The organism is Ewingella sp. CoE-038-23 (genome assembly GCF_040419245.1).
Taxonomy (GTDB): domain Bacteria; phylum Pseudomonadota; class Gammaproteobacteria; order Enterobacterales; family Enterobacteriaceae; genus Ewingella; species Ewingella allii.
This window is the reverse complement of the sequence record NZ_JAZHOH010000001.1, coordinates 818,171-843,933: the sequence shown is the minus strand read 5'-3', so window position 1 is coordinate 843,933 and position 25,763 is coordinate 818,171. Positions and strand designations below refer to the sequence as shown.

26 protein-coding genes are annotated in these 25,763 nt (G+C 55.9%); 16 read left to right on the top strand and 10 right to left on the bottom strand.

What is annotated here, in order from left to right; genetic code table 11:
* The first annotated feature begins 5 nt into the window (after positions 1-5).
* The 12 genes from V2154_RS04040 to V2154_RS03985 all read left to right on the top strand — a co-directional run bounded on the left by V2154_RS04040 (position 6) and on the right by V2154_RS03985 (position 12,209).
* A complete protein-coding gene (locus V2154_RS04040; RefSeq protein WP_353501157.1) occupies positions 6-1,577 on the top strand; it encodes a type II secretion system protein in 1,572 nt (523 codons plus the stop codon).
* Positions 1,578-1,601: 24 nt separating this feature from the next.
* Positions 1,602-2,012 carry a TcpQ domain-containing protein gene (locus tag V2154_RS04035; RefSeq protein ID WP_353501156.1) on the top strand — a complete coding sequence of 137 codons (411 nt, stop codon included), beginning with the start codon at positions 1,602-1,604 and terminating at the stop codon, positions 2,010-2,012.
* Positions 2,013-2,030: 18 nt separating this feature from the next.
* A complete protein-coding gene (locus tag V2154_RS04030; RefSeq protein WP_353501155.1) occupies positions 2,031-3,500 on the top strand; it encodes a type II and III secretion system protein in 1,470 nt (489 codons plus the stop codon).
* The gene (locus V2154_RS04025) at positions 3,497-4,057 is read left to right on the top strand and encodes a hypothetical protein (protein WP_353501154.1); all 561 of its coding nucleotides are present in this window, start codon (positions 3,497-3,499) and stop codon (positions 4,055-4,057) included. Before V2154_RS04030 ends, V2154_RS04025 begins: the two co-directional genes overlap by 4 nt.
* A gap of 6 nt (positions 4,058-4,063) precedes the next feature.
* Entirely contained in the window at positions 4,064-4,810 is a 747-nt protein-coding gene (locus V2154_RS04020; protein ID WP_353501153.1) for a hypothetical protein, read from the top strand.
* A 48-nt stretch (positions 4,811-4,858) separates the two neighbouring features.
* A complete protein-coding gene (locus tag V2154_RS04015) occupies positions 4,859-5,353 on the top strand; it encodes a hypothetical protein (RefSeq protein ID WP_353501152.1) in 495 nt (164 codons plus the stop codon).
* Positions 5,350-6,879 (top strand): ATPase, T2SS/T4P/T4SS family, encoded by a 1,530-nt coding sequence (locus V2154_RS04010; protein WP_437341989.1) that lies wholly within the window; start codon positions 5,350-5,352, stop codon positions 6,877-6,879. Before V2154_RS04015 ends, V2154_RS04010 begins: the two co-directional genes overlap by 4 nt.
* Positions 6,863-7,891, top strand: a complete 1,029-nt coding sequence (locus V2154_RS04005) for a type II secretion system F family protein (protein WP_353501151.1) — start codon at positions 6,863-6,865, stop codon at positions 7,889-7,891. Before V2154_RS04010 ends, V2154_RS04005 begins: the two co-directional genes overlap by 17 nt.
* Before the next feature lie 21 nt (positions 7,892-7,912).
* Positions 7,913-8,725, top strand: coding sequence for a prepilin peptidase (locus V2154_RS04000; RefSeq protein ID WP_353501150.1), 813 nt, complete (start codon positions 7,913-7,915; stop codon positions 8,723-8,725).
* 124 nt (positions 8,726-8,849) lie between these two features.
* Complete coding sequence (locus V2154_RS03995) at positions 8,850-10,010, top strand: pyridoxal phosphate-dependent aminotransferase (protein ID WP_353501149.1); 1,161 nt, start codon at positions 8,850-8,852, stop codon at positions 10,008-10,010.
* Positions 9,998-10,771 carry an amidohydrolase gene (locus tag V2154_RS03990; RefSeq protein ID WP_353501148.1) on the top strand — a complete coding sequence of 258 codons (774 nt, stop codon included), beginning with the start codon at positions 9,998-10,000 and terminating at the stop codon, positions 10,769-10,771. Before V2154_RS03995 ends, V2154_RS03990 begins: the two co-directional genes overlap by 13 nt.
* A gap of 166 nt (positions 10,772-10,937) precedes the next feature.
* Positions 10,938-12,209, top strand: a complete 1,272-nt coding sequence (locus tag V2154_RS03985) for a glutamine amidotransferase-related protein (RefSeq protein WP_353501147.1) — start codon at positions 10,938-10,940, stop codon at positions 12,207-12,209.
* Between the two features lie 75 nt (positions 12,210-12,284).
* Here the strand turns inward: V2154_RS03985 and hpxK are convergent, their stop codons facing one another.
* The 7 genes from hpxK to V2154_RS03950 all read right to left on the bottom strand — a co-directional run bounded on the left by hpxK (position 12,285) and on the right by V2154_RS03950 (position 18,810).
* Positions 12,285-13,526 (bottom strand): allantoate amidohydrolase, encoded by a 1,242-nt coding sequence (gene hpxK / locus V2154_RS03980; protein WP_353501146.1) that lies wholly within the window; start codon positions 13,524-13,526, stop codon positions 12,285-12,287.
* Complete coding sequence (locus tag V2154_RS03975) at positions 13,526-14,764, bottom strand: pyridoxal-phosphate-dependent aminotransferase family protein (RefSeq protein ID WP_353501145.1); 1,239 nt, start codon at positions 14,762-14,764, stop codon at positions 13,526-13,528. Before V2154_RS03975 ends, hpxK begins: the two co-directional genes overlap by 1 nt.
* Before the next feature lie 43 nt (positions 14,765-14,807).
* A complete protein-coding gene (locus V2154_RS03970) occupies positions 14,808-15,557 on the bottom strand; it encodes an amino acid ABC transporter ATP-binding protein (protein WP_034787872.1) in 750 nt (249 codons plus the stop codon).
* Positions 15,557-16,207 (bottom strand): amino acid ABC transporter permease, encoded by a 651-nt coding sequence (locus V2154_RS03965; protein ID WP_154146353.1) that lies wholly within the window; start codon positions 16,205-16,207, stop codon positions 15,557-15,559. The genes V2154_RS03970 and V2154_RS03965 overlap by 1 nt, the downstream gene beginning before the upstream one ends.
* Before the next feature lie 2 nt (positions 16,208-16,209).
* Positions 16,210-16,875: an amino acid ABC transporter permease gene (locus V2154_RS03960; protein ID WP_353501144.1), complete on the bottom strand. Its 666-nt coding sequence runs from the start codon at positions 16,873-16,875 to the stop codon at positions 16,210-16,212.
* A 21-nt stretch (positions 16,876-16,896) separates the two neighbouring features.
* A complete protein-coding gene (locus V2154_RS03955) occupies positions 16,897-17,688 on the bottom strand; it encodes a transporter substrate-binding domain-containing protein (RefSeq protein WP_353501143.1) in 792 nt (263 codons plus the stop codon).
* Between the two features lie 282 nt (positions 17,689-17,970).
* Positions 17,971-18,810: a MurR/RpiR family transcriptional regulator gene (locus V2154_RS03950; RefSeq protein WP_353501142.1), complete on the bottom strand. Its 840-nt coding sequence runs from the start codon at positions 18,808-18,810 to the stop codon at positions 17,971-17,973.
* Between the two features lie 152 nt (positions 18,811-18,962).
* Here V2154_RS03950 and V2154_RS03945 point away from each other — a divergent pair, with 152 nt between their 5' ends.
* From V2154_RS03945 to hpxZ, 4 genes are read left to right on the top strand one after another with little or no spacing between them, the layout of a single operon-like run.
* Complete coding sequence (locus V2154_RS03945; protein ID WP_353501141.1) at positions 18,963-20,549, top strand: gamma-glutamyltransferase family protein; 1,587 nt, start codon at positions 18,963-18,965, stop codon at positions 20,547-20,549.
* Positions 20,550-20,569: 20 nt separating this feature from the next.
* Positions 20,570-20,767 (top strand): oxalurate catabolism protein HpxX, encoded by a 198-nt coding sequence (gene hpxX, locus V2154_RS03940; protein ID WP_353501140.1) that lies wholly within the window; start codon positions 20,570-20,572, stop codon positions 20,765-20,767.
* Positions 20,764-22,155, top strand: coding sequence for an AtzE family amidohydrolase (locus V2154_RS03935; protein ID WP_353501139.1), 1,392 nt, complete (start codon positions 20,764-20,766; stop codon positions 22,153-22,155). Before hpxX ends, V2154_RS03935 begins: the two co-directional genes overlap by 4 nt.
* A 27-nt stretch (positions 22,156-22,182) precedes the next feature.
* Positions 22,183-22,566 carry an oxalurate catabolism protein HpxZ gene (gene hpxZ, locus V2154_RS03930; protein WP_353501138.1) on the top strand — a complete coding sequence of 128 codons (384 nt, stop codon included), beginning with the start codon at positions 22,183-22,185 and terminating at the stop codon, positions 22,564-22,566.
* Positions 22,567-23,236: 670 nt separating this feature from the next.
* On the opposite strand, the gene puuE is transcribed toward hpxZ, so the two are convergent.
* From puuE to V2154_RS03915, 3 genes are read right to left on the bottom strand one after another with little or no spacing between them, the layout of a single operon-like run.
* Complete coding sequence (gene puuE, locus V2154_RS03925) at positions 23,237-24,196, bottom strand: allantoinase PuuE (protein ID WP_353501137.1); 960 nt, start codon at positions 24,194-24,196, stop codon at positions 23,237-23,239.
* Positions 24,189-24,956, bottom strand: coding sequence for an allantoin racemase (hpxA, locus tag V2154_RS03920; RefSeq protein WP_353501136.1), 768 nt, complete (start codon positions 24,954-24,956; stop codon positions 24,189-24,191). The genes puuE and hpxA overlap by 8 nt, the downstream gene beginning before the upstream one ends.
* Positions 24,956-25,690, bottom strand: a complete 735-nt coding sequence (locus tag V2154_RS03915; protein ID WP_353501135.1) for a GntR family transcriptional regulator — start codon at positions 25,688-25,690, stop codon at positions 24,956-24,958. Before V2154_RS03915 ends, hpxA begins: the two co-directional genes overlap by 1 nt.
* Positions 25,691-25,763 lie beyond the last annotated feature (73 nt).

Below are 25,763 nucleotides of genomic sequence, written 5' to 3'. Positions count from 1 at the left end.
TCATCGTGTATAAATTCTCTCGCGGTTTCACATTGCTTGAAATGTTAGTTGTGCTGGCAATCATCGGCCTTGGCATGGCTTTTACAATGGATTTAAAGCAAAAGAAAGTTGAAGAAATTAAACAACGACAGACGGCAAAACTGATAACCGGTGAGATACGCGGCCTGATTGACTTTATTCAGCAAGGTAAGATTTCTGTTATTGAAAACGGTAAAGGGAATCATTTAAAAATCAATCCGCTTTATGACTTAACATTAACCGGAGCCAGAAAAGATATTTACAGCAAAAGAGTCACTAATTATAAATTTGCGGATCCCCTGCAAACCGCAAAATTCTTTGAATGGCACAGTTCTGTAAGCCAAAGGAGCTATTTCACCAGCAATAGCTGCGGGCCTGAATCATTAAATACGCCCTACCATTTCGAGAAAGAGTACCTTCCTTGCGCCTACCCTAGCCAGCTTAAGAATGATGTATTAAATATTGTCCGCGTTGATGTTGTCGGCGATCCCTCACGTTTGGATATCGATCGGGTAGATTTTATTATCAGCTACACTCCTTTGACCCAACAAGCAGAGGATAAGCTGAAGTTCGATAGCTACCTTCAGGCTTTTAATCAGGCCTTTGAGAGTACGGGACTTAGCTATTCACACGCCCATATTCTGGTTCGCCCTCTGGGTAGCTCGGCGAATTCAGCCTGGACGCTGCTGATGACGGGTAGCGGCAGTAAGAGAGAGCCGGTGAATTTTGGCGACATGAGTCGCTATATCGCCAGCGCCGAAAGCCATCTGCAACAGCAATTTGGTATTCGTTTCTCCGTTAGCACGAAAAACGAGCACACCGGTAAAAACGGGGCTGACAAGCTCTGCTGGGATGGCACCAAATCAAAATCAACGCTCTGCCTCTCAAGTGCAGACGGGCAAGGCTATAACCATTCCGATAACCAACTGCTGGTTTTGCAAGCAGAAAATCCCGACGGTACCAAGACGGTGGGCACCCTGCTTTCAAACGTGATCCTCGAAAGCCCGGGCAGATATACCCATTCTAAGCCGGAATTAACCACCATTCCGCTGATCAGCTATGCCGCCTTCGGTAATAGCATGAATACCGATGTTCCCCCTCTAGCAGGAGCCAGATATGACCAAGATTACATGGGACCGCTGCTAGAAGAAGGGGGCAGAATCACCCTGCCCGTCCAGCGCTGCCCCCTTGGCCCAAATAATCGCCAGCTTTATCCGCGAATTGCGGCAGCCATTTCTTCCGTATCGTCCGATGTTTCCTATAACTCGAAACAGAATGTGGCGACACACCTTAGAGATTATTCCAATCCGGCATTAACTCGTTCCATTGCTCCAAGCTCCATATCTTCTGATTTTAGTAAAGTTGAAATTCAGGTTAACCGTTACGGAAAGATATGGGTCGTGACCTCCACCGTGGCGGCTTATAACCGGGCCTATGAAAAAACCTTTAGCTACCGTAACCCAAGCTCCGTATCTGTGGTGATCACCAGATGGTGCAGCACGATTGAAGTTGATTATTCACGTAGTTATTTCAGAAACCCATTTGGACAACCTAATTAATCAGTGCAACTTCAGGATGTGATTATGAAAGGGATATTTAAAACGCTATCTGCACTCATTTTTTTGATTAGCTCAATGCCTTACGCGTCGCTGCATAGCGATAGTCACTCGGTAAAAAACGATAACGCGACGTTATCTGGCTCGCTATTAAATAAACCACTGCTGCATGCCGAAGTGACGATTCAGAACCAAATTCTGGTGCTGCATGAGAACCGGCTATTAAGTCAGGAAATTAAAACTTGGGCGAATAAAGTCGGCTACAAACTGCTGTGGAATAGCGACAGTGATTACATGATATTTACCGATACGGTGATATCAGGCAAAAACAATGATGAAATACTTACTGACCTGGGGAATATGTTTGCCTCAGAAAACTATGGCCTGGTGATTAAGTTTTACAGCAAAAATAAAGTATTAATCGTTGATGGGCAGTGATCTCACAGGGAAACAGTGATGAATAATAAATTATGGATACTTTGCTTGTCCGCTATGTTACCGGGCTGCACTCACTACTTTGACCAAAAATATGATTTGGATAGCGAAGCCAATAAGCTGCCGCAGGTGGTCGAGGCAGATGCTACTAAAACGCGCCCCTATCAAAAATACAACACGGCCTTCCTCGGTAAGCGTGTTGAATATAGCGCCAAAAAACAGCAGCTATTGAGTCAAAGTATTAATATTGAATCCTATGAACCTATCGATCTCCAGACCTTGCTTGATACCGTCGCCGCCCAGGCAGGGATAAGTTATCGCATCAATGATTCGCTTCCCAATAGCGACAAGATGAGCAACCAAGAGCCTGAATATCAGGCACACAGCATCAGTTTTAAGGGCACATTCGAAGAGTTTATGCGTTACATCTCATCGCTTTATGATGTAGCAGCCAGTCTCGATCACAATAATGTTTTGACCACCAAGCTGTATGAAACCTATGCCATCAAACTCGATTTCTATGGGCAAAATAATAAATCCGAAACGTCACTCGACCTGTCGAGTAATGAGGTCAGCTCAGAAGGCGGCTTAGTTGCCAAGTCAGAAACCAAGTTTGAATCCTCCTTCTGGGAAGACGTTAAAGATATGGCGGAGAAGTATGTTTCCAGCGGCGTGTATAGCATTTTCAAAGATGCCTCTATTTTAACCTTTACCGCCAGACCTTCTGAATATAAGACGCTGAGCGCCATATTGAAAAAATACCAGACGGACAATAGCCGACAATTTATTGTGAGCTATAAAGTCTTTGTGCTGGATAAGCGGAAAATTAAAAAAGCCGGTGCAGCGTTAAACCTCGCCTTTGTTAACGGTGGCACGGGAATTAACCTTTCCACGGCGATGATGAAATCGGCAGAGGGAAGCCTTAAAGCATCGCGCCAGTTCTACACGCCCGACTCCGGGCGCATGCTGAATATTAATGCCCAGCTTGACGCGTTATATGAGCTTTCTGGATCACGGGTTTTGCAGAGCGGCACCTTCGTCACTCGCAATAATGTGCCGATCCCGTTAAATATGACCAAGAGACAAAATTATGTTTCCGGCCGCACCAGAACCATTAATGAAACGACTAACCGCGAAACCATTGAAATTACCACCGACAAAATCATTACGGGCACCAGCTTTATTATTACCCCACGAGTTCTGTCCGACGGGAGAATAGAAGTCTCCAGTGGTTTTACCAAACGTTTTTTAAATGGTCTGGATACCTTTGATTTGATTCAGCTTCCGGTGGTTACCACCACTGAAACCTTTAATGTTTCCACCGTTACGGCGGGCACATTATTAATGGTGAGCAAATATGAAGCCACGGAGACGTCAGACGGCCAGCGCGCCATGCTGTTAGGTGCGGGCGGCGAGAGCAACCAGTCAGATGCCACCGTCGTCATGGTGGTGGGTATTGATTATCATCAGGCGCCCTATACCTACAAATGAAAATTAACTTTATTGAACAACTCACCAAGAACAATATCGTGACGGGGTTAATCTGGGAGAATTTCAACTCAGAGAGCAACGCCAAGGGGTATCGCCAATGGATAGAAGCCACCAAAAAAAGCCATCATCAGGTGGTCTATGCTGATAAGCAAAATAAAAATCACTATGGCTATACGGATAAACCGGTTTTACAACATGATCCTTTCGCTACCTATATCAACACGCAGTTTGGCGACGGCATTTATTACGCCGCCACCGCGGAGGATCACTATTATTTATTAATCATTAATAACGGCCAGATTATGAGCGGGACGGACCGGTTAATGAGCAAAGCTTTTTTTAATGAGGTGATACGGCTGGTGCCGACCTCTGCTTATTGCCATTTAGAGATTATTCCCTTGCAAGATAAGCATATTGAAACCGTTGTTTTATTGTGTGAAAAACGCAAGAAAAGGCTGCGCAAACAGCGCGTCTTTTTCTATAGCGCCCTGCTACTGGCTGGCATTGGCATACTGGGTTTAACCCTGGTGCTGTTGGACTTCTTTTTCTCCGGATAAATAACCATGCTGAATAAAGACTATATCTGGAAAGACATCACCCTCTCCGCTCGCAGGCTGCCGATTATTATCGTCACGGTTTTGGTGATTTTTATTCTACTGTCGATCAGCGGAGCCTATTTCCTGCTTTATGTCCCTAAAAAAGAGCGGCTGGCGCAGGAGCAGATTGCCCAACAACAGATTGAGCAGAAGGTACAACAGGTCAAACAATATTATCTCGACAGCTTTACCGGCGGGCATATCAGTAGCCTCAACAGGCTGCTGACCGAGATCGCCCGCAGCCGGGTTCCATTGGAAATGGCGGGCTATCGGGAAGAGAATATTACCTGCGACACCACCCGTTGTGATTTCCAATATCTATTGAAAGATCATGCGATATTTAGCTTACAGCTAAAGAAATTTTGGCATCACTATTTTATGGCCAGCTTTGCTGCGAGCGAAATCAACTATCAAGGAGTGCCATCAAAGCTGGAAAATCATCCTTTGCTGCAAAAATATCAATCTGGCGACGCTATTACATTGCCGCAATGCGTCAATTTATTGAGTTATATTCACTCCCACAACACCACCGTGGCGAAACCTCCTTACCGCGCCGGAGTCTTCAGTTGCGGCCCTAGAGCAAGAGATCGGCGCGCGCCTTGCTCGGAGGTACAACATATTAAATGCCACATGGGAGATAGAACTGCCGAGGGCGTCTATTTATGTGATGCAATATTTCACCACGCTCGCCTATCCGGATGCCTTCTTTATTAAAGAGGTCGCCGTGAGTGAAAAAGGGACAAAAATATCAGGAGGATTGTTATGCAAAAATGGACATTGATAGCATCGCTGTTGCTATTCCCCGCTGCCCTGAGTGCGCAGGCCGAAAATATCTTCCCGCCTCTGGCAAAGCCTAATGTTGAAATTCCGGCAGCGGCGCCCGAGCAGGACCACATTGCCAGCATGATGGAAGATAACTTCTTCTTTGAAACGGAGCATAGAAAGCTGGCTAACGAGCTGGCGCTGGAAGAGCTAAGAAGCAAGCTGCATAAGCTTAAAAATGCGCCCTTTCTAGACGATGAGTCATCGTCATCGCCCTCCTACAGTCAGGCCAGCAGCGCCCAAATGCCCTTCTCCAGCGAGCCTAAAGTCCTGCTGGTTTCTAATATCGCCGGGGTTCAGCGCGTAGCCGTGTCGACAGGAAAACAGGTCAAAATGATGCGCCTCGACGACGTTTTTCACGCCAATGGCAAGGCGTACAGGCTGTTCCCCGGCGCTACGGATGGGTTAGTGACCATTAAGGAAGTCACGCCGTGAGCTTTGAATACCTGAAACTTGAGTCTCCCGATATCACCGGCAGCGGCTGGCTGTTTAAAGAATATGATGAGCACCTGCTCACGGCCTCTTTGGCAGATAAGCACTACCTGATTTGCCCGCGCCCGCTGCTGGAGTATCTGCCGCTGATTCAATTTGATCTCTGGCGGCTGAGCAAAGCCCAGTCGCCGAACATCAGCGGCATCGTGCAGGTCAGCGACGGCGCGTATTACGAAATCCTTGAAGAGCTATCCTCGCAGAATCGCCAGTTAGCCGCGCTGGGCACCAGCTCAACCCAAAAAACGCTGGAGCAGATCCTGCTCTACGCCGTGGACTCCGGCGCCAGCGATTTGCATATCACCCGCAATGAAGTGGTGGCGATCATTGAGCTGCGCATCAATGGCGTGCTGACACTCTACATGCAGATGAAATCGCAGAAATGCGATGAGCTGGTCTTCGTGCTCTACAACGTGGAGGCCAGCACCAAAGACACCACCTGGAATCGCAACATTCCGCAGAGCGCCAACATTCTCTACATGCTGAACAAGAAGAGTTATCGCTTTCGCTATGCCCACTTTCCGATTTTTGGCGAAGAGGATGGCTGCTACCACGCCGTGCTGCGCATCATCCCCTCCGGCGTGTCAAAAACCGTGGTCGCCAGCCTGGATAAGCTGGGGATCAGCCATGCCGAATTGGACGACCTGAAAAAAATCCTGCGCAACCCGTACGGCGCCTACATCATCTCGGGCACCACGGGATCGGGGAAATCGACCACCTTAAAGAATCTGATGGAGTGGTTGCAGATCAATCGCTATGGCGACAAAGGCTGCTTCCTCACCGTCGAAGATCCGGTGGAGTATCAAATCTACGGCGCGAAGCAAAGCTCGGTGCTGAATGCCGAAGACGGCGGTTTTCACGTCGCCATCAAATCCGCGCTGCGCCGCGACCCGGACGTGCTGATGGTGGGGGAAATTCGCGACAGCATCTCCGCCAACGCGCTGGCCGGAGCCGTCGAAAGTGGTCACTACTGCTTCACCACGGTCCACGCCGGCAATATTGTTTCGCTGTTGCAGCGCCTGTGCGCCATGGGCATCACCAGCGATAAGCTCTCGACGCCCGGCTTTATTGCCGGACTCCAGTGCCAAAAGCTGGTCCCTATCTTGTGTAACGCCTGCAAAAAATCCACCCGCGCCACCGACTACGGCAAGGCCTACGCCCTGTTTGCCCGGAATAGCGATGGCTGCGACGCCTGCAAGCATACCGGCGTGGCGGGTAGGCAACTGGTGGTGGAATACATGTTGCCAACTCACGCCGAGCTGGAATGTATCGCCAAAGAGCAGTGGCTCAAAGTCTATGGCCTGTGGCGCAACAAACGCGCCCTTTCGACCTCACTCACCGAGGGTTTTGAAATCAAAGAGAAAGTGTTGGCCGCCGTGCTGGAAGGACGCGTCTGCGCCAACTGGTTTGCCATGGAGTTTGGCACCCTGCTTGAAGAGGACATGGAGGTTCTGCTTGAGAAAATTAGCTAAATCGCAGCGTCTTTATCTTTACCAATTTTGCGCCGACATGATCCATGCCGAGCTGCCGCTGTATGACACGCTGCTCAAACTCCAGCAAGAAGGGGCAAAATTGCTGGGCAAAGGCTTCAGCCATAAGCTCAAAAACATTACCGACAGAATGCGCGAGAGCACCTCGATATCCGCGGTTTTTGAAGAACTTATCCCGCGCGATGAGCTCAGCGTTATTCACGCCGCCGAGCGCAGTGGCAGCCTCGCCGACGGCTTTCTGACGCTGGTTAACGTCATTCGCTACAACGCCGAACTGAGTAAAAAACTTATTTCGGCGGTGATCTTCCCGATCATCATGCTGGTGCTGGCGTTTATCGTGATCGCGGGTTACGCCGTCAAGGTGTTTCCCGCCTTTGAAGCGGTGGTGCCCATCAACAGTTGGCCGGGCGTGACGCAGGCGTTGTACCACTTCGGCAAGGCGCTGGTTGAAGGCTTATGGCTAAAAATCGTCGTGGGCGTCATCGCTGGCGTTTTCCTGATTCGCTTTACCATGGGCAACCTGACGGGCTTCTTCCGCGATCGCTGTCTGGATAAAATCCTGCCCTTCTCCACCTATAAACAGATTGGCGCATCGGTATTTCTTAACAATATGGCGCTGATGCTGAAAAACGGTATTCCCATTAACGATGCTTTGGAAATCATCAAGTTAAACTCCAATCGCTGGCTCAGACACCATATCGATAGCATGCTGTATAAGATGTCCCACGGCCAAAACTACGGGGAAGCCCTCGATAGCGGCCTGTTTGGGCATGAGGAGCTGTTGAACATCAGCCTGTACGCCGGACTTCCCTCTTTTAATCAGGTGCTTAACTCAGTTTCCAGCCGCTCGCGGGACAAGATTCAGGAATATATTCATAAATTGTCCGGATTGCTGAAATCCCTCGCCACGCTGGTGCTCGGCGGCTGCGTGATTTGGGTCTTTATCTCACTGTTTGCCCTATCAGACGCCATCTCCCAAATGACCTCCTTCTAACCACCTGTCTGGACTACGCCCGTGACCGAATTTTTGCGCCTGTTTTACCCCCCGCTGATGTGCCTGATTGGCCTGATCATTGGCAGTTTTTTAAATGTGGTGATCTACCGACTGCCGCTGATGCTGTACCGCGACGACGCCGCCGCGCCTGCCATAAACCTAAGCTGGCCCGCCTCGCACTGCCCGAACTGTAAGGAAAAGGTGGCGAAGCGCGACAATATTCCCGTGCTGAGTTGGCTACTGCTGCGCGGCCGCTGCCGTCACTGCCACATGCCGATATCCGTACAATATCCGCTGATTGAAGCCCTCACCGGACTGGCTTTCCTGCTGTTAGCACTCCGCTACGTGCCAGCCTACAGTGAAGTGCAACTGGGCCTGTTTGCCCTGATGTTCGCCATTTTGCTCTGCCTGTCGGTGATTGATTTTCACCATCTGCTGCTGCCCGATCCGCTGGTGTTTCTGCTGCTGTGGAGTGGCCTTGGCGCGTCGGCAATGGGCTATCTGCCCCTGCCGCTGGCCGATGCCGTGCTGGGCGTGATAGTGAGCTGGGGCGTACTTAGCGCGCTGGGTTGGGGATATCAGAAAGCCCGTCGGATGGAAGGCTTGGGGTGGGGCGACATCAAACTCTTCGCTGCGGGCTCCGCGTGGTGTGGCCTGCAGGCCCTGCCGCAGCTGATTCTGGCCTCGGCGCTGTTTGGCATCGTGGCACATATTCTGTCAGTAATGCGCCGACGTCGCCTTAAACAGCCCACCGGGTCAGAGCCGCCCTACTTCCCTTTTGGGCCGTCCATTGCCTTGGCGACCCTGCTGCTGTTCCATCTAAATCTGTCGTGACGGGCATAGACAGTTTAGCGCTGGGCTAGATGAAATTGGCATTTAGCCATCTAAGCGTCTTGATTGCCATATGAAAACAGCGTGTTATCATCGGGGAAACTTAAGACCCTAATGCAGGCACGCCATGAGTAAAGCAGCGCTGATCCCACAAAGTAAACTTCCGGCCTTGGGCACGACCATTTTTACCCAGATGAGTGCCCTCGCCCAGCAGCACAATGCCATTAATCTGTCACAAGGTTTTCCCGATTTTGACGGCCCGGACTACCTCAAACAGCGCCTTGCGCATCACGTCAGTCAGGGTGCCAACCAGTACGCGCCGATGACCGGTACCGCCGCGCTGCGCGAAGCTATTGCCGAGAAAACGGCGCAGATTTATGGCTACGCGCCGGATGCCGCCAGCGACATCACCATCACCGCCGGGGCCACGGAAGCCTTATATATCGCCATCACCGCACTGATCCGCGAAGGTGACGAAGTGATTGCCTTCGACCCAAGCTATGACAGCTATGCACCAGCCGTTGAACTGGCGGGCGGGGTGATGAAGCGCATTCAGCTCCAGCCGCCGGAATTTAGCATCGACTGGGCGGCCTTTGCCGACCAAATTAGCAGTCGCACTAAGCTGGTTATTATCAATACGCCGCATAACCCTTCGGCAACGACGCTAAGTCATCAGGATATCGAGCAGCTTTGGCAGCACATCGCTGAGCACGACATCTTCGTGCTCAGCGATGAAGTCTACGAGCACATCTGCTTCGCGCCCGAAGGCCATGCCAGCGTGCTGCGCCACCCTGAGTTGCGCCCGCGCGCGATTGCCGTCTCCTCCTTCGGCAAAACCTTCCACATGACCGGCTGGCGCGTCGGCTACTGCATTGCCCCCGCGATCATCACTGCCGAATTGCGTAAAGTGCATCAATACTTGACCTTCTCCATCACCACCCCGGTGCAGCTGGCGCTGGCCGACATGCTGCGCCAAGAGCCGCAACACTGGCAGGCGCTGCCCGAGTTTTATCAGGCCAAGCGCGATCGTTTAGCCAAGGGCCTGGCGAACAGTCGCCTGAAAGTGCTGCCGAGCCAAGGCACCTATTTCCTGCTGGTCGATTACAGCGATGTCTCTGATTTAGATGACGTTGCATTCTGCCACTGGCTGACCGAACATGTTGGTGTCGCGGCGATCCCGATGTCGGTGTTCTGCGCCGCACCTTTCCCACACAAACTGATCCGGCTGTGTTTCGCCAAACAAGAAACCACGCTGGACGCTGCTGCGGAGCGACTGTGTCAACTTTAAAACTCTCATTACTGCAACAACCCTTGGTCTGGCTGGACGGCGAAGCCAACCTCGCCCACTTCGACGCCCTGCTGGCGCCTTTAACCGACCGCGACCTGATTGTGCTGCCCGAGATGTTCACCACCGGTTTCGCGATGCAGGCTCCCGACCGTGCACTGCCGGAAGTTCGCGTGGTGGAGTGGCTGCAAAAGTGGGCGAAAACCCTGAATGCCATGATTGGCGGCAGCGTCGCGCTGAACACCGATAAAGGCGCGGTAAACCGTTTCCTGCTGGTTGAGCCGCAGGGCAGAGTTCACTTCTATGACAAGCGCCACCTGTTCCGCATGGCCGGTGAGCACAACTATTATGTGGCGGGGAAAAAGCGTGAAGTCGTCGAGTGGCGCGGCTGGCGAATTCTGCCGCAGGTGTGCTACGACCTGAGATTCCCGGTCTGGTCGCGCAATCAGCAAGATTATGATTTGGCGCTGTATGTGGCTAACTGGCCAGCGCCGCGCAGCCGCCATTGGTCGGCATTGTTGACCGCCCGCGCTATTGAAAATCAGGCTTACGTCGCCGGTTGTAACCGCGTGGGGGATGACGATTACGGCCATCACTACAGCGGCGACAGCGTGATCATCAACCCGCAGGGGGAAGATTTGACCCGCGCCGAGCCGGGCGCAGCCATTGTGCTGAGTGCTGAACTGTCGCTGGAGGCGCTGCAAGACTACCGCGAAGCCTTCCCGGCGTGGCGCGACGCCGATACCTTCTTACGTCACGAGTAAACATCTATTCCGGCCAGAGATGGCCGGGATCTCTTACTGCCGAACTGGTTCGCATTTTCACCACGATTGGTCGCGCGTCATCCCCTTCCTGCTGTTTAGGGTTCTCTAACGTGGATCGCTTCTTGCATCCCTTTAATCCGCGAAAACATCTGACAGAGGCTTACTGATGACTATCACCTTTATTGCACACTCCACGCCCGAACCTGCGTTGTACGGCGCGATGGCCGCGATACTTGCTGAACTGCGCGCGTTACCGCTGTGTCACCTGCCCGTCACTCACGATGCCAAACGCTTCACTAATGCGCGCCAACACGTCACCGCACAGGGGCAGCAAGTGACCAGCGGGCTGGTGTGGCTGGAGCGCCTGACCGGACGCAGTCCCGGCGCAGAGATGGACTTCGATAGCCTGATAACCCGCGCCCTGCGTGAAGATATCGTTATTCCGTCCATTCAACCGCTGGACCGCGAGCTGGCGCTAAGAGCCGCCGAAAACGGCATCGAGGTTGAATCATTACAAGTGGTTAAACAGCAGGAAAAGTTCCATTTAGAGGATGTCGATACAGGAAAAATGCGCAGCAACGGCTGGGCAAGGGACATCTTCGGTCGCTGGGCTTTTGGCTCAGTATTACAGCCGGTGATGCGTGCGGGGCAGAAATTACGCGTCGCAATAGTGGGCGAAATGAGCGAGCACCGGGAGAGTTATCCGGCGCTGCTCGCTGCACTAGGAGACGCCGCCGATGCACTGGCATTGAACATTGAGGTGGTCGGCGTAGCGCCAACGCTGTCGGGCAGCCAGCTCGATAGCACGCTGTTTGATATTGATGGCGTTTTGTTACCGGGCCTGCTGCCCGCGCAGGGGGAAAACCCGCAAAATGGCCTGCTGGCTATCGCCACTTGGGCTTTGGATAATCGTCTGCCCGCGCTGGGAATTAATCAGGGAATGCATCACATGGTGGCGGCTCTCGGCCAGAAAACGCTCGGCCGCGAACGCGTGGTGATGCACGGGCCAGCCACCCTCAATGCCTTACAAACCTGCCTGCCGGTACCGCAAAACTCGGCGCGCAGCATGGGCAATCAGCAAATTTACAGCCAGCCCGGCAGTCGCATGGCGCAGATCCTCGGCCGTGAATCGACCCAGCGTTACAACCAGCGCTGGAGCCTCAACCCGGAACTGGTGGATGAACTGCAGGGCGCGGGCCTTGACGTCAGCGCCACCGGCGAAAAAGGCCGGGGTATCGCCGCCGTTGAGCTGCGCGATCATCCTTTCTTCGTCGGCATTCAGAGCCATCCTGAGCTGCAATCTCGCCGCGAGCGCGCCAGTTCACTGCTAATGGCCTTCCTGCAAGAGATCCGCAACAACAATCGACAACGGGACATCAGCCACGCCACCCTAAGCAAAAGCGTGCGCCTCAAGCAGAGCTATTTTTCTATGGGGTAATTGGAAGGAATCTTTGATTTGAGTAGCTGAAAGGAATAAACCCTCTGCTGTCAGGCAGAGGGTTGGAGGAAGAAATTACTCGGCGAAGCTCAGCAAGGTATCAATGTAGGCCTGCGTGGCTACCGCGACATCCTCGACGGTGACAGATTCATCGGGATGATGGCTGACGCCGTCTTTGCAGCGTACGAACAGCATGGCGACCGGCCAGCACTCGGCGATAGCAATGGCGTCGTGCCCCGCGCCGCTTGGCAGGAACAGCGACTGGCCTTGCAGATTTGCCACGCTGTGGCCCAAACGCTGCTGTAATTCAGCGTCACAGGCAGTAGCGTCGATGCTGTAAAACTGCTCGGCGTCGAAGGTCAGCCCGCGCCGTGCGGCGATTTCTTGGGCTTTCGCCAGCAATTCCGCCAGCAAGGCGTTGAGAGGGGCATCCTGCGGGCCGCGCACGTCCAGCGACAGATTCACCTGCCCTGGAATCACATTGACCGCGCCCGGCAAGGCTTCGATATGCCCAACGGTCGCCACCAAATCCCCGCCTTTCGCCGAAGTGATAGCTTCAATGGCTAAGGTCCATTCTGCGGCGGCGGTCAGGGCGTCCTGACGCTGACCCATCGGCACGGTTCCCGCGTGTCCGGCATAGCCGATAAAACGGCAGTTCAGGCGGCGCGCGCCGTTGATCGCCGTCACCACGCCGAGAGGTAAATCCGCCGATTGCAGGCACGGGCCTTGCTCAATATGCAGCTCGAGATAGGCGCAAAAATCCCGCGGCGCACGGCGCGCAGCCAAGATATTCTGCGGGTCTAGCCCAATCTGGCGCATCGCGTTGGCAACGGACACGCCCTGCGCGTCAGTGCGCTCCAGCCAGCCTTCCGGCCAGGTGCCGGTCAGCCCACGGCTGCCGAGCAGCGTAATGCCAAATCTAGTGCCCTCTTCATCAGCAAAGCCCACCACTTCTACCGCCATCGGCAGACGAATGGCGTTTTGATGCAGATAAGCCACGGTTTCAATGGCGGTGAGCACCCCCAGCGGGCCGTCGTAGCGACCGGCATTGCGCACGCTGTCGAGGTGTGAACCCATCAGCAGCGCGGGTGCGTCAGGGTTCAACCCTTCATAGCGGCCACAAATATTGCCGACGCTGTCGGTCCAGGTGCTCATGCCTACCGCCTGCATCCATTCGGCCACTAATTGGTTAGCCCGCAGATGCTCCGACGACAGGTAAACGCGGGTCAGCTGACCCGGCGTTTCAGTGATTTCTGCCAGAGCATCGCAGCGCGACATCACGCGCTGCGCGGCCAGCAGCGTAGAAGCTGCAACCATTACTGGCCTCCCGCGTAGCTGTCCCACGCGGCCTGTGAACCCGCGCCGTATTTCGACGCAAAACCGAGACGATTGAGCACGGCTTCCAGCGCCACCAGCGTCTGCATCACGCAGTCTTTACGGGCGTTATAGCCCATGGTTCCGATGCGCCAGATCTTGCCAGCCAGCGGGCCAAACGAGGTGCCGATTTCAATCGAGAAATCGTTGAGCATCATCTGGCGCACCTGCTCGCCCGGAATGCCCTGCGGGATAACCACCCCCAGCACGTTATTCATGCGGTTGTTCAGGTCGCCGAACACCTCCAGCCCCATCCCCTGAATCCCGGCCAGCAGCGCATCGCCGTGCAACTTGTGGCGCGCAATGCTGTTATCCAAACCTTCTTCAAGAATGATGCGGGCGCATTCGCGGGCAGCGAACAGCATGCTGGTCGCTTCGGTGTGGTGGTTGAGACGCTCCGGGCCCCAGTAATCCATGATCATGCCGAGATCAAAATAGTTGGAGTAGATCATCTCTTCATCGCCGTCGGCGTGCTCGGCGGTGCGAATCCCCTCCTCGACACACTTGCGGCGGCGGATCTGCTCTTCAAAGCGCGGGCTGATCGTTACCGGCGCGCTACCTGACGGGCCGCCGAGGCATTTTTGCAATCCGGCAGACACGGCGTCTAAGCCCCAGGCATCGGTTTCCAGCGGGTTGCCGCCGAAGGAGGCGGTGGCGTCAGAGTAGAACAGCACGCCGTGGCGGCGGCAGATCTCGCCGAGCTGCTCCAGCGGCTGCAACATGGTGGTTGAAGTGTCGCCCTGTACGGTCAGCAACCAGCGCGGTTTCACTGACTTGATGGCATCTTCAATCTGCTGCGGGTCGAACACTTCGCCCCACGGCGCCTCAATGGTATGGACTTCGGCGCGGCAGCGACGGGCAATTTCACACAGCAGATGGCCGAAACGGCCAAACACCGGCACTAACACTTTATCGCCGGGGCGAATGCCCGACAGCAGAATGGCTTCAATGCCCGCGCGCGAGGTGCCGTCGATCAGGAAAGTCCACTGATTGTCGGTTTTATACAGCGCGCGGTACAGCGCCATCACCTCGTTCATATAGCCGGTCATCACCGGATCGTATTGACCGATTAACTGGCTGCTCATCGCCCGCAGCACGCGCGGATCGGCGTTGATCGGCCCCGGCCCCATCAGCAGGCGAGTTGGCGGATTGATTTGGCCAAATTTCTGAATATCCAACATGGTTAGTCCTTTAAAGTCGTTGAGTAGGGTTGAGTTGTTTTCATCAGACGGCAGCCTCGTTTAAGCCGCGCACTGACGCGATAAATTGTTTAAGTTCAGCGGTTTGCGGATTGGCAAACAACGCCCGGCTTTCGCCTTGTTCCCACACGGTGCCTTGATGCATAAACACCACGCGGTCGCCCACTTCGCGGGCAAAATTCATTTCGTGCGTCACCAGCACCAGCGTCATGCCCTCTTTCGCCAGCTGCTCCAGCACTTTTAGCACTTCGCCCACCAGCTCGGGATCCAGCGCCGAGGTGATTTCGTCACACAGCAGCACTTTCGGGTTCATCGCCAGCGCGCGGGCAATGGCCACGCGCTGTTGTTGGCCGCCAGACAGGTTGGAAGGGTAATAGTCCATCCGGTCCGCCAGCCCCACTTTCGCCAGCATCTGTGCCGCCAGCTCGCGGCACTCGGCGGCTGATTTCCCCAGCACGCGGCGGGGAGCCAGCATGACGTTTTCCAGCGCGGTCATGTGTGGGAACAGGTTGAAGTTTTGGAATACCATGCCCACCGAGCGGCTGATTTCACGCGCTTGGGAATCGCGGTTGGTGATGGTCATGCCGCCCAACTTGATGCTGCCGTCCTGATAACCTTCCAGCCCGTTAATGCAGCGCAGCAAGGTGCTTTTCCCTGACCCGCTGCGGCCGATAATCGAGATAACTTCACCACCGTCGATGTCCAGATCCACGCCTTTCAATACGTGGTTCTGACCGTAATATTTTTGCACTTGGTTAATCGTGATCAGCGGCATTATTTGTTCTCTCCACGCAGCGATTTTTCAAGATAGTGGCTGTACATCGACAGCGGATAACACATCAGGAAGTAGCCCAGCGCCACTAATCCAAACACTTTGAACGGCTGATAAGTCACGTTGGTCAACATGGTGCCGGCCTTGGTCAGCTCGACAAACCCGATGATTGACGCCAGCGCCGTACCTTTAATCACCTGCACCGAGAACCCCACCGTCGGCGCAATCGCAATCCGCAGCGCCTGCGGAGCAATCACGCGCCACAGGGTCTGGCTGAAACTCAGCCCCAGACAACGGCAGGCTTCCCATTGGCCCTTCGGCAAGGCTTCAATACTGCCACTCCAGATGTCCACCAAATAGGCGCTGGTATAGAGCGTCAGCGCCAGCGCGGCGGCGGTCCACGGGCTGACATCTATGCCAAACAGCCCCAGCCCGAAGAAGGCCAAAAACAGCTGCATCAGCAGCGGCGTTCCCTGAAACAGCTCGGAGTACAAACGCACCGCGCGGGTCGGCCAGCTGCGCTTGGTCAGGCGAATCAACAGCAGCGGCAAAGTCACTAAGGTGCCGCCGATAAACGCCGTCAGCGACAGCAAAATCGTCCAGCGCGCCGCCAGCAGCAGGTTGCGCACGATGTCCCAATCGGTAAAGGTCATCATCAGCTGTAACTCCCAAAGAAGCGGCGGCCCGCAAACAACAGCAGCTGGCGCATCGCCACCGACAACAGCAGGTAGAACAGCGTTGTCACCAAATACACCTCAAAACTCAGGAAGGTGCGCGACTGAATCAAGTTGGCCGCGAAGGTCAATTCCTCATACGACACCTGCGACACCACCGACGAGCCGAGCATCACAATGATGCACTGACTGACCAGCGCCGGATAAATCCGCTTCAGCGACGGCGGTAGCACCACCCGCAAAAAGGTCTGGCTGCGGGTCAACCCCAGCACCCGCCCGGCTTCCCACTGGCCTTTCGGCGTCACTTGAATCCCGGCGCGGATGATCTCCGTGCTGTAAGCACCCAGATTAATCAGCATCGCCAGCAGCGCCGCCTCACCGGCGGTCATTTTCAGGCCAATGCCCGGCAGACCAAACACGATGAAGAACAGCTGCACCACGAACGGCGTATTACGGATGATTTCGACATAAATGCCCCACACCGCGCGCAGCGTTTTGTTACTGCCGCAACGGATGGCGGCCCCGCAGATACCGATTGCGATACCGCCAACCGTCGCCATGACTGTCAGCTGGATAGTGGTCCACAGGCCGGACAACAGCTCCGGCATATACGGCCACAGCGCAAGAAAATTCAGCTGATAGGTCATGCTCTTTCTCCCCTATCCTGCTTAGGAACCCAGATTCGCAGGCAGCGGCGCTTTCATCCATTTTTCGGAAAGCGCGTTCAGGGTCTTGTCAGCCACGGCTTGAGCAATCAGCGCGTTCACTTTGTCTTTCAGCGCCGGCTCGTCTTTACGCAGGCCGACGAAGCACGGCGAATCCTTCAGCAACACTTTAGAAACCGGCGCTTTTTCCGGGTTTTGGCGAGCAATCGCCGCCACCACTAAGTTACCCGTGGCGATAAGTTCCACCTGACCAGACAGGTAAGCCGACAGCGTGGTGTTGTTGTCTTCGTAACGCTGAATTTTGGTGTCTTTTGGTGCCACGGCGGTCAGGGCCAGGTCTTCAACCGCGCCGCGCGTCACGCCAACGGTTTTGTTCGCCAGACCATTCAGGTCCGTCACGTTATCGCCCTTCGCACCAAATACGCCGAGGAAGAACGGCGCGTAGGCATTGCTGAAGTCGATCACTTTTTCACGTTCGGCGTTCTTACCCAGACTTGAGATAACCAAGTCCACTTTATCCGTTTGCAGGTAAGGCACGCGGTTGGCGCTGCTCACCGGAACCAGTTGCAACTTAAGTTTCATCTTGTCGGCGAGGTAATGCGCCATGTCGATGTCATAACCTTCAGGCTGCAAATCTTTGCCCACTGAACCAAACGGCGGGAAGTCCTGTGGCACCGCAACCCGCAGCACGCCGCGCTTTTGAATATCTTGCAGCTGATCGGCCATCACGCTCGACGCCTGGAAAACCAACATTGCTGCACCAACCCAAGCCAACAACCGTTTGTTCATTTTCATTAGATTATCTCCGGTGATTAAATTTGTGAAACGTTAGATTCTTATAAAATGTGTTTTGCAACTAATGTGCCAAAAGCGATGAGTCTGTTGAAATAGCGCCACGGCCGCGCCTCAGGCGGTGAAAAGCCTGCTAGAAAAGGAGAGTTGGCGAAGCCGGTTGCCTCGTCACGGGGCAATGAGGTAAACGAAGTGGGTGAGTTGTTGCACTGCCGTTGTGCGCAGGCACCAAAAAAGCGCCTGAAATGATGCACAACGGTGAAGCAGAGAAAAAAGAGGCGGGGTTTAGCGCTGTTCTAGCTCGTCGAGGTCGCTATAAAGGTCGCTGATTTGATGGATTCTTTGTCGGCCTGAAGCCAGCATTTCATGCAGCAAAGCATTGCTCAGCAGATTCGCCAAACTCATCGCCGCCGAGTAGGAGTCAAAGGCCGACACGCTGTCGAGGGAAGCCGCCAAATGCCAGCGCGCCATGGGTAACAGGGACTGCGCCTGAGGTTCACAAATCAGCAATACCGGCACATTCAAGGCTTGAAGCTGACTGAGGATAGCCCTTGCCGCGCGCGGCCTGCGGCGAAACGCCACGAAAATCACCACGTCCTGCTCGGTTAAATCCACCAGCTCTTCCGCCAGCGTTTGCCCCGGCTGCGGCATCATCATCACGCCTTGACGCACCTGCACCAGCTGCTGGCGCAGGTGCAGCGCCACCGGATAACTGTTGCGGAATCCCAGTAAACGCACCTGCCGCGCCTTGCTCAGCGCAGCAATTACCGCGGTGAATTGCTGGTCATCAATCTGATTCATCCACTGGGTCAGATTGGCCATTTCCTGCTTATAGTGGCGCGATAACAGGGTGTTGCCCTGCACGGCATCGCGGCTGTCGGTCAGCGGCATGCCGCTCTGGCGCAGGGTGCGCACTTCGTCGCGCATATCGCGGTAGCTCGGGTAACCAAGACGCTTGAACAGGCGGCTGACCGTGGCTTTCGACACATCGCTCAGCCGCGCCAGCTCGGCGCTGTTGTAGCTCATCAGGTCATCAATGTTGGCGAAGATAAAGTCCGCCACCCGCTGCTCCTGCGGCGTCAGCTCGGGATAGTGCTCGCGCAGCCGCTCATCGATTTGTTTCATTGTTGCTCCTACGCAACTCTCGTTTCAGGGCGAACATATCATGCGCGGCATCTATCCTTGCAACATAAATTATTCACAAAAGTAGTGAATTCCTGCCGATGTGGAACATCTCTTGCTTGTTATTCAGCAGAAAAACAAGCCAAGGACCACCCATGATCAACAGTAATAGTTCGCCGCTCGGTATGGCGGTCACGCCTCATCATCTCGCCAGCCAAAGTGCGCTCGCGGTGCTGCGCGAAGGGGGTAACGCCATTGAAGCCATGGTCGCCGCCGCCGCGACTATCGCGGTGGTTTACCCGCATATGAACGGGCTGGGGGGCGACGGTTTTTGGCTGATTGTGCCGCCACAGGGCAACCCGATAGCCATCGACGCCAGCGGCGCAGCCGGAACGCACGCCACGCTGGATTTCTACGCCGGTGAGACGCACATCCCCCATCGCGGCCCGAAAGCCGCCCTGACCGTGGCGGGCACCGTCGGCGGTTGGCACGAAGCCCTAAAGGTTTCTGCCGAGCTGGGGGGCGAGCAAAAGCCGCTGTCGCGCCTGCTGGGTGATGCCATTCGCTACGCCGCCGACGGCATTCCGGTGACCGCCTCGCAGGAGGCAGCCACGCGCGCCAAACATCACGAGCTGCGCGACATCCGCTCCTTCGCCGACGTCTTCCTGCCCTATGGCGAGATCCCGCGCGCCGGTACGCGCTTCACCCAGCCGCAGCTGGCCTCGACGCTTTCCATGCTGTGCGAAGACGGGCTGGACAGCTTCTATCGCGGCGAACTGGCAGACAGCCTTGCCGCCGACATGCAGAAATTGGGCATGCCGCTGACCCGTGACGACTTAGCCGCCTATCGCCCGCAGCGTCGTAATCCGCTGCGCCTCAAACACAGCAAAGGGGAAATCTTCAACCTGACGCCGCCGACGCAGGGTTTGGTGTCGCTGGCGATCCTCGGCCTGACTGACCGCCTGCCGCTGGAAACCATGGATGAAGGCGCGACCATTCATAGCGTGGTGGAAGCCACCAAGCTGGCCTTCGGCCTGCGCGATCGCTACATCACCGACCCAAAAATGATGACTCAGGACGCCCAAAGCCTGCTGGCACCCGACTACCTCGACGCCCTCGCCACGCGCATTAACCCGCACTGCGCCGCCGACTGGGGCAAAGGCAAAGGGCCGGGCGACACGGTATGGATGGGCGTGATGGACAGCAGCGGGCTGTCGGTTTCCTTCATCCAGAGCATTTATCACGAATTTGGTAGCGGCGTGGTGCTGCCGGAGAGCGGCGTGCTGTGGCAGAACCGCGGCGCCTCGTTCAGCCTCGACGCCGACCACCTGCTGGCGCTGGCGCCGGGCAAACAGCCTTTCCACACCCTCAACCCCGCCGCCGCGCGCCTGTATGACGGGCGCACCATGGTTTACGGCGCAATGGGCGGCGACGGCCAGCCGCAGACCCAGGCGGCGGTGTTTATCCGCCACGTGGTGCAAGGCCAGTCATTGCAGCAGGCGATCAGCGGCCCGCGCTGGCTGCTGGGCCGCACCTGGGGCGAAAGCTCGGACTCATTAAAGCTGGAGGGGCGTTTCGAACACGCCACGCTAGCCGGTCTACGCCAGCGCGGCCACGAAGTAGAACTGCTGGCGGATTACAGCGAGGCGGTCGGGCACGCGGGGGCGATTGTGCGCCACACCAACGGCATGTTTGAAGGCGCGTTTGACCCACGCAGCAACGGCAGCGCTGCCGGATTCTAATTTTTGACAGGGGAAACACTATGAGCAAAACAACATCGCGCCCAGCCGACTGGGCCGCCTACATCAGCCAGATGGAGTCCGTGCTGGCGCTAGAGCTCGACGACGCCCGTCGTCGGGAATTATTGGCACAGTTCAGCCGCATCGCGCAGATGGCGCAGCCGCTGATGGACCTGCCGCTCGACCCGCGTCTGGAGATTGCCGGGGTTTATCGCGCATGAAAACCTATGAAGAGTTGACCATCAGCCAGCTGCACCACGCGCTGCAAAGCGGCGACCTGTCGGCCACTGAGATCGCCAGCGCCACCTTGGATAATATTGAGAAGAGTGACCCGACGCTCAACGCTTTTACCCACGTCACCGGCGATCGCATGCTGAGCGAAGCGGCGAAAGTCGACAAACTGCGTGCCAGCGGCGGCACTTTACCACCGCTGGCCGCCGTGCCCTATGCGGTGAAAAACCTGCTCGACGTCACCGGGCAGGTAACGCTGGCGGGAGCCAGCCTCAACAGCAATAATCCGGTCGCCAAACAGGATGCGTGGACGGTTTCACGCCTTGCCAGCCAAGGCGCGCTGCTCTCCGGCATGCTGAATATGGATGCCTACGCCTACGGCTTCACCACCGAGAACAGCCACTACGGCGTGACCCGCAACCCTCGAGACACTTCACGCATTGCGGGCGGCTCTTCCGGCGGGTCCGCCGCAGCCGTGGCTGCGGGCTTGGTGCATTTCAGCCTCGGCAGTGACACCAACGGCTCCATCCGCGTGCCCTCTTCTCTCTCCGGTATTCTGGGGTTGAAACCCACTTTCGGCCGCATCTCCCGCAGCGGTAGCCAGCCGTTTGTCGCCAGCCTCGACCATATCGGCCCGTTGGCCCGCTGCGCCTCTGACCTGTCTCAAGTGTATGACGCCATGCAAGGCACCGACCCGCAGGATGCTTTTCAGGCCGACAAACCCACCACCGAAACCTTCAGCCGCCTGACCCGCGGGCAGCAGGGCCTTCGCACGGCGGTGCTCGGCGGTTATTTCTCAACTTGGTGTGACGACGACGCCAAAGCCGCCGTGAAGCAAGTCGCGAAGGCGCTGGAAGCTCAAGAAGAGGTGGAGATGCCGCAGGCCGAACTGGCGCGCTCGGCGGCATTCCTGATCACCGCTTCCGAAGGCGGCAACCAGTATTTGCCGCTGCTGCGCGCCATTCCAGAACAGTTCGAACCCTTATCCCGCGAACGTTTATTAGCCGGGGCGATGATCCCCGCCGCGTGGTATGTTCAGGCCCAGCGTTTCCGCCATCAGTTCCAGCAGCAAATTCTGCCGCTGTTCGAGCACTGGGACATCTTGATCGCCCCTTCGACGCCGTGCAGCGCCACGCTGATTGGTCAGGAAACAATTCATATTAACGGCACCGACCTGCCAACCCGCGCCAGCATGGGCATGTTGACTCAGCCCATCTCCTTCCTCGGTTTGCCAGTGGTTTCGGTACCAGTGCAAACCGCCAGCGGCCTGCCGATTGGCTTACAGCTGATTGCTCCACCGTGGCGGGAAGACCTCTGTCTGCGCGCCGCGTGGGCGCTTGAGCAGCAGGGCGTGGTGAAGGTGTTGACCTCACGGTAACTGAATAATTTGACCAGAGAAGAAAAAATGAAAACTGACAATATTGACCGCCCGGCGATTTTGGCCGAAATGAACGCGGCGTTTTATCGTTATGAGCAGGCGTTGATCAGCAATGACATTGAAGTGCTCGACGAGCTGTTCTGGCACGACCCGCGCACCGTGCGCTTCGGCGCAGGCGAGAATCTATACGGCATCGAAGCCATTCGCGAGTTCCGCGCCTCCCGCCCTTCACAGGGTCTGGACCGCGATTTGGTGAACACCACCATCACCACCTTCGGCGACGATATGGCGGTCGCCAGCACCGAATTCCGCCGCGCAGGCAGCGACAAAATCGGCCGCCAGCAGCAGACATGGGTGAAGATGCCGAGTGGCTGGAAGATCGTGGCGGCACATGTCAGTTTGATGGTTTGACCGAACCATGGGCGGTTCAGCTTTTGGAAAGCTGAGGAAACTTTCTTAACTTCAAATTCAAAACCGTGGGCGCCGGCCCACACCGGGCAAAGGGGGCGTAAACGCGCCCCCTTGTGCAATCCCGCGTTTTTTCTGTTGTGAGATCGAGGCTGCGCAGGGTTGGAATGGACATGTTTCAGCGACCAAGATGATCGTCGCGAAGTGCCGCCGCTTAGGCGGTTCCCTCGCTGCGGGATTCCAACCCGCGAAAAAAGACTCGCGGTTTTCCACCTCTTGCTCGGCGTCACTTCTGAACGCGACCTACTGGCATTCCAACCGTGCCGTTTCAGTGAGGGTTTGGGTTTGCTCCTTCTCCTCTCAGAGGAGAAGGAGCAAACCCAATCAGGATCATGACAAACATCACTGAAACGGCACGGTCTAAATGCCTCAAAACCGCAGTCAAAAATGGCGCTGAGCGAATGGTTCGAGACCTTAGGCTCGAAGCCTGAAGCGAAGGCACCGCCTAAGCGGCGACATTTTGCGGTAGATAACGGAAGCCCCTGAAACACGTCCGCCCCACGAGCAAAGCGCGCAGTAAAGAGCCGGGGATTCTCAAGGGGCGCGGCGATAGGCGCCCCTTGAGGCCGGTGTGGCGGCAGCGCACGACCTTGACCTTGATTTTAAATCGAGATTAAACGTCGAAACGTTTACCCCCAGCAGGATGCTCTTTAACCCAATGCTCAGCAATCTCCCCCCTCTTACACACCCACACCCTGTCATGTGCTTCAACGTAATCAAGAAACCGCTGCAAAGCCCTGAACCGCCCCGGGCGGCCTAGTATCCGGCAGTGCATGCCGATCGACATCATTTTCGGGCTGGTTTCCCCCTCTTCATACAGCACGTCGAAGGTGTCTTTCAGATAGGTGAAGAACTGCTCGCCGGTGTTGAAACCTTGAGGAGAGGTGAAACGCATGTCGTTGGTTTCTAAGGTGTAAGGGATGACCAGATGCTGCTTCATCTCGCCGCTGTCTAGCTTGACCGGTGTCCAGAACGGCAGGTCGTCGCCGTAGTAGTCGCTGTCATATTGGAAACCGCCGTATTCGGCCACCAGCTGGCGGGTGTTGGGGCTGTCGCGGCCGGTGTACCAGCCCAGCGGTGCGCTGCCGAACAGGTCTTTCAGCACGCTGACCGCCTTGTGCATATGCTCGGCTTCTTGCGCCTTGCTCATGTCCTGATAGTGGATCCAGCGCCAGCCGTGGCTTACCACGTCATAGTCGGCCTGCTTGATGGCGGCGACAATTTCCGGATTGCGCGCCAGCGCCATCGCCACGCCGAAAACCGTTAACGGCAGGCCGCGTTTTTGAAACTCATTATGAATACGCCAAAAACCGGCGCGAGAGCCATATTCGTACAGAGAGTCCATCGACATATGGCGGTCGGGGAAGCTGGCTGCGCCGATGATATCTGACAGAAACTGCTCAGAACCCGCGTCGCCGTGCAGCACGTTATTCTCAGCACCCTCTTCATAATTCAGCACGAACTGCACCGCGATCCGCGCGTTGCCCGGCCAGTTGGCGTGGGGCGGGCGACCGGCATAGCCAATCAGGTCGCGCGGGTAATTCTCGGTGAAGCGGTAATCGATATCAGACATTGCCGCCTCCCAAATTCAATCCGGCGAAACGCCCGGAAAGAGGCTTCTCAATCGGGTAATCCAAATCACCGTGCTTGCTGGTGCTCAGGCGCAGCGCCGCCAGTGATTCAAGCATTTTGACCGCCGCGCTCACGCCGTCGATCACCGGGATCCCCAACTCTAGAGTCAGCTCCTGCGCCAGATCCGCCATGCCGCCACAGCCAAGCACGATCGCCCCGCTGCCGTCTGACTTCTTGGCGGCGATACACTGCTCGCGCACCTTCTGCTGCGCCAGGCCGCTGCCGTCATCCAGAGATAACACCGGCAAATCGATGGCGTGAAGCGCGGCGCAGTGGCGCTCAAAACCGTACTGATGCAGTAAATGGCGGGCAATGGTTAAAGTGCGCGGCAAGGTGGTGACGATGGAAAACCGGGTCGCCAGCAGGGTCGCCATGTGCATGGCGGCCTCGGCGATGCCAATCACCGGTGCCTGTGCCAGTTCGCGGGCGGCCAGCAGGCCGGGGTCGCCGAAGCAGGCGATGATATGCCCGTCAACGCCCGCCGCGCGGCCCGCTTTCACCTGTTGCAACACGCCAATCGCGGCGATCGCCTCATCAAAATGGCCCTCAATCGACGGCGCGCCCTCTTCCGGGCAAACCGCCAAAATCTCAGTACCCGGTGCCGCGACCTGACGCGCCGTGGCGGCCATCACCTCGGTCATGCCCAGACTGGTGTTCGGATTGATCAGTTGTATACAAAGTTTACCTGTGGCGGTGGACATCACTGCGCCTCCTTGTCGGCTTTTACCGCGTTGGCGGCGAACAGTTGCATAAAGTCAGGGGCAGTCTCCTGATGAGATTCAAACCGCAGGCTGGCAACAATGTGGTCGAAGTGGTGCGCCATGCTGTCAGCCAGACCTTTGGCGTCGCGGTTTTTCAGCAGATCCAGCAGAACGTCGTGATCGGTACAACGGCACCCCTGCTGCCACGGCGCGCCCCACACGGCGATTGCCAGCGAGGAGCGGAGGGTCAGTTGCGATACGGCTTCGGTCAGCACTTTATTGCCAGAAATCGCCTGTAGCTGGACGTGGAACGCGGCGGAGAGGCGGATCGCTGCCGGGCCGTTACGCGCCTCGTGGGCCAGTTTCTCCTCTTCCAACAGTTTCTTCAGCGCGGCGATGTGGGTGGACTGACAGTGCGCCACCACCTGCGGCAAGTTGGCGCACTCAAGAATTTTTCGCGTGGTGAAAACATCACGCGACTCATCGGCGTCCGGCGAGGTAACGTGTGCACCACGCTTGGGCAACAGCGTCACTAATTGCACTGCGGCAAGGCGCTGTAGTACCCGGCGAATGCCCGTACGGCTGACGGAAAAAGCCTGAGCCAAGGCTTCTTCGGGTAATTTATTGCCCGGCAGCAGCTGGTGTTCGACGATCGATTTCACCAACGCGTTATAAATGTGGTCGTCCTTATCCTCGGTAAAATAGGCCGTATTCAGCCCGCTCCAACTGGTCATTGCACCCACTCCGCTGTTCGATGATGCGCCATTTTTATGTGCTAATCGTATACAGAAAAAATAAATATTGTAT

What these genes read in the sequence shown, in the direction of transcription:
- V2154_RS04035 (WP_353501156.1), top strand. Translation starts at nt 1,602, where the DNA reads ATGAAAGGGATATTTAAAACGCTATCTGCACTCATTTTTTTGATTAGC.
- V2154_RS04030 (WP_353501155.1), top strand. Translation starts at nt 2,031, where the DNA reads ATGAATAATAAATTATGGATACTTTGCTTGTCCGCTATGTTACCGGGC.
- V2154_RS04025 (WP_353501154.1), top strand. Translation starts at nt 3,497, where the DNA reads ATGAAAATTAACTTTATTGAACAACTCACCAAGAACAATATCGTGACG.
- V2154_RS04020 (WP_353501153.1), top strand. Translation starts at nt 4,064, where the DNA reads ATGCTGAATAAAGACTATATCTGGAAAGACATCACCCTCTCCGCTCGC.
- V2154_RS04015 (WP_353501152.1), top strand. Translation starts at nt 4,859, where the DNA reads ATGCAAAAATGGACATTGATAGCATCGCTGTTGCTATTCCCCGCTGCC.
- V2154_RS03995 (WP_353501149.1), top strand. Translation starts at nt 8,850, where the DNA reads ATGAGTAAAGCAGCGCTGATCCCACAAAGTAAACTTCCGGCCTTGGGC.
- V2154_RS03985 (WP_353501147.1), top strand. Translation starts at nt 10,938, where the DNA reads ATGACTATCACCTTTATTGCACACTCCACGCCCGAACCTGCGTTGTAC.
- hpxK (WP_353501146.1), bottom strand. Translation starts at nt 13,526, where the DNA reads ATGGTTGCAGCTTCTACGCTGCTGGCCGCGCAGCGCGTGATGTCGCGC.
- V2154_RS03975 (WP_353501145.1), bottom strand. Translation starts at nt 14,764, where the DNA reads ATGTTGGATATTCAGAAATTTGGCCAAATCAATCCGCCAACTCGCCTG.
- V2154_RS03970 (WP_034787872.1), bottom strand. Translation starts at nt 15,557, where the DNA reads ATGCCGCTGATCACGATTAACCAAGTGCAAAAATATTACGGTCAGAAC.
- V2154_RS03965 (WP_154146353.1), bottom strand. Translation starts at nt 16,207, where the DNA reads ATGACCTTTACCGATTGGGACATCGTGCGCAACCTGCTGCTGGCGGCG.
- V2154_RS03960 (WP_353501144.1), bottom strand. Translation starts at nt 16,875, where the DNA reads ATGACCTATCAGCTGAATTTTCTTGCGCTGTGGCCGTATATGCCGGAG.
- V2154_RS03955 (WP_353501143.1), bottom strand. Translation starts at nt 17,688, where the DNA reads ATGAAAATGAACAAACGGTTGTTGGCTTGGGTTGGTGCAGCAATGTTG.
- V2154_RS03950 (WP_353501142.1), bottom strand. Translation starts at nt 18,810, where the DNA reads ATGAAACAAATCGATGAGCGGCTGCGCGAGCACTATCCCGAGCTGACG.
- V2154_RS03945 (WP_353501141.1), top strand. Translation starts at nt 18,963, where the DNA reads ATGATCAACAGTAATAGTTCGCCGCTCGGTATGGCGGTCACGCCTCAT.
- hpxX (WP_353501140.1), top strand. Translation starts at nt 20,570, where the DNA reads ATGAGCAAAACAACATCGCGCCCAGCCGACTGGGCCGCCTACATCAGC.
- V2154_RS03935 (WP_353501139.1), top strand. Translation starts at nt 20,764, where the DNA reads ATGAAAACCTATGAAGAGTTGACCATCAGCCAGCTGCACCACGCGCTG.
- hpxZ (WP_353501138.1), top strand. Translation starts at nt 22,183, where the DNA reads ATGAAAACTGACAATATTGACCGCCCGGCGATTTTGGCCGAAATGAAC.
- puuE (WP_353501137.1), bottom strand. Translation starts at nt 24,196, where the DNA reads ATGTCTGATATCGATTACCGCTTCACCGAGAATTACCCGCGCGACCTG.
- hpxA (WP_353501136.1), bottom strand. Translation starts at nt 24,956, where the DNA reads ATGTCCACCGCCACAGGTAAACTTTGTATACAACTGATCAATCCGAAC.
- V2154_RS03915 (WP_353501135.1), bottom strand. Translation starts at nt 25,690, where the DNA reads ATGACCAGTTGGAGCGGGCTGAATACGGCCTATTTTACCGAGGATAAG.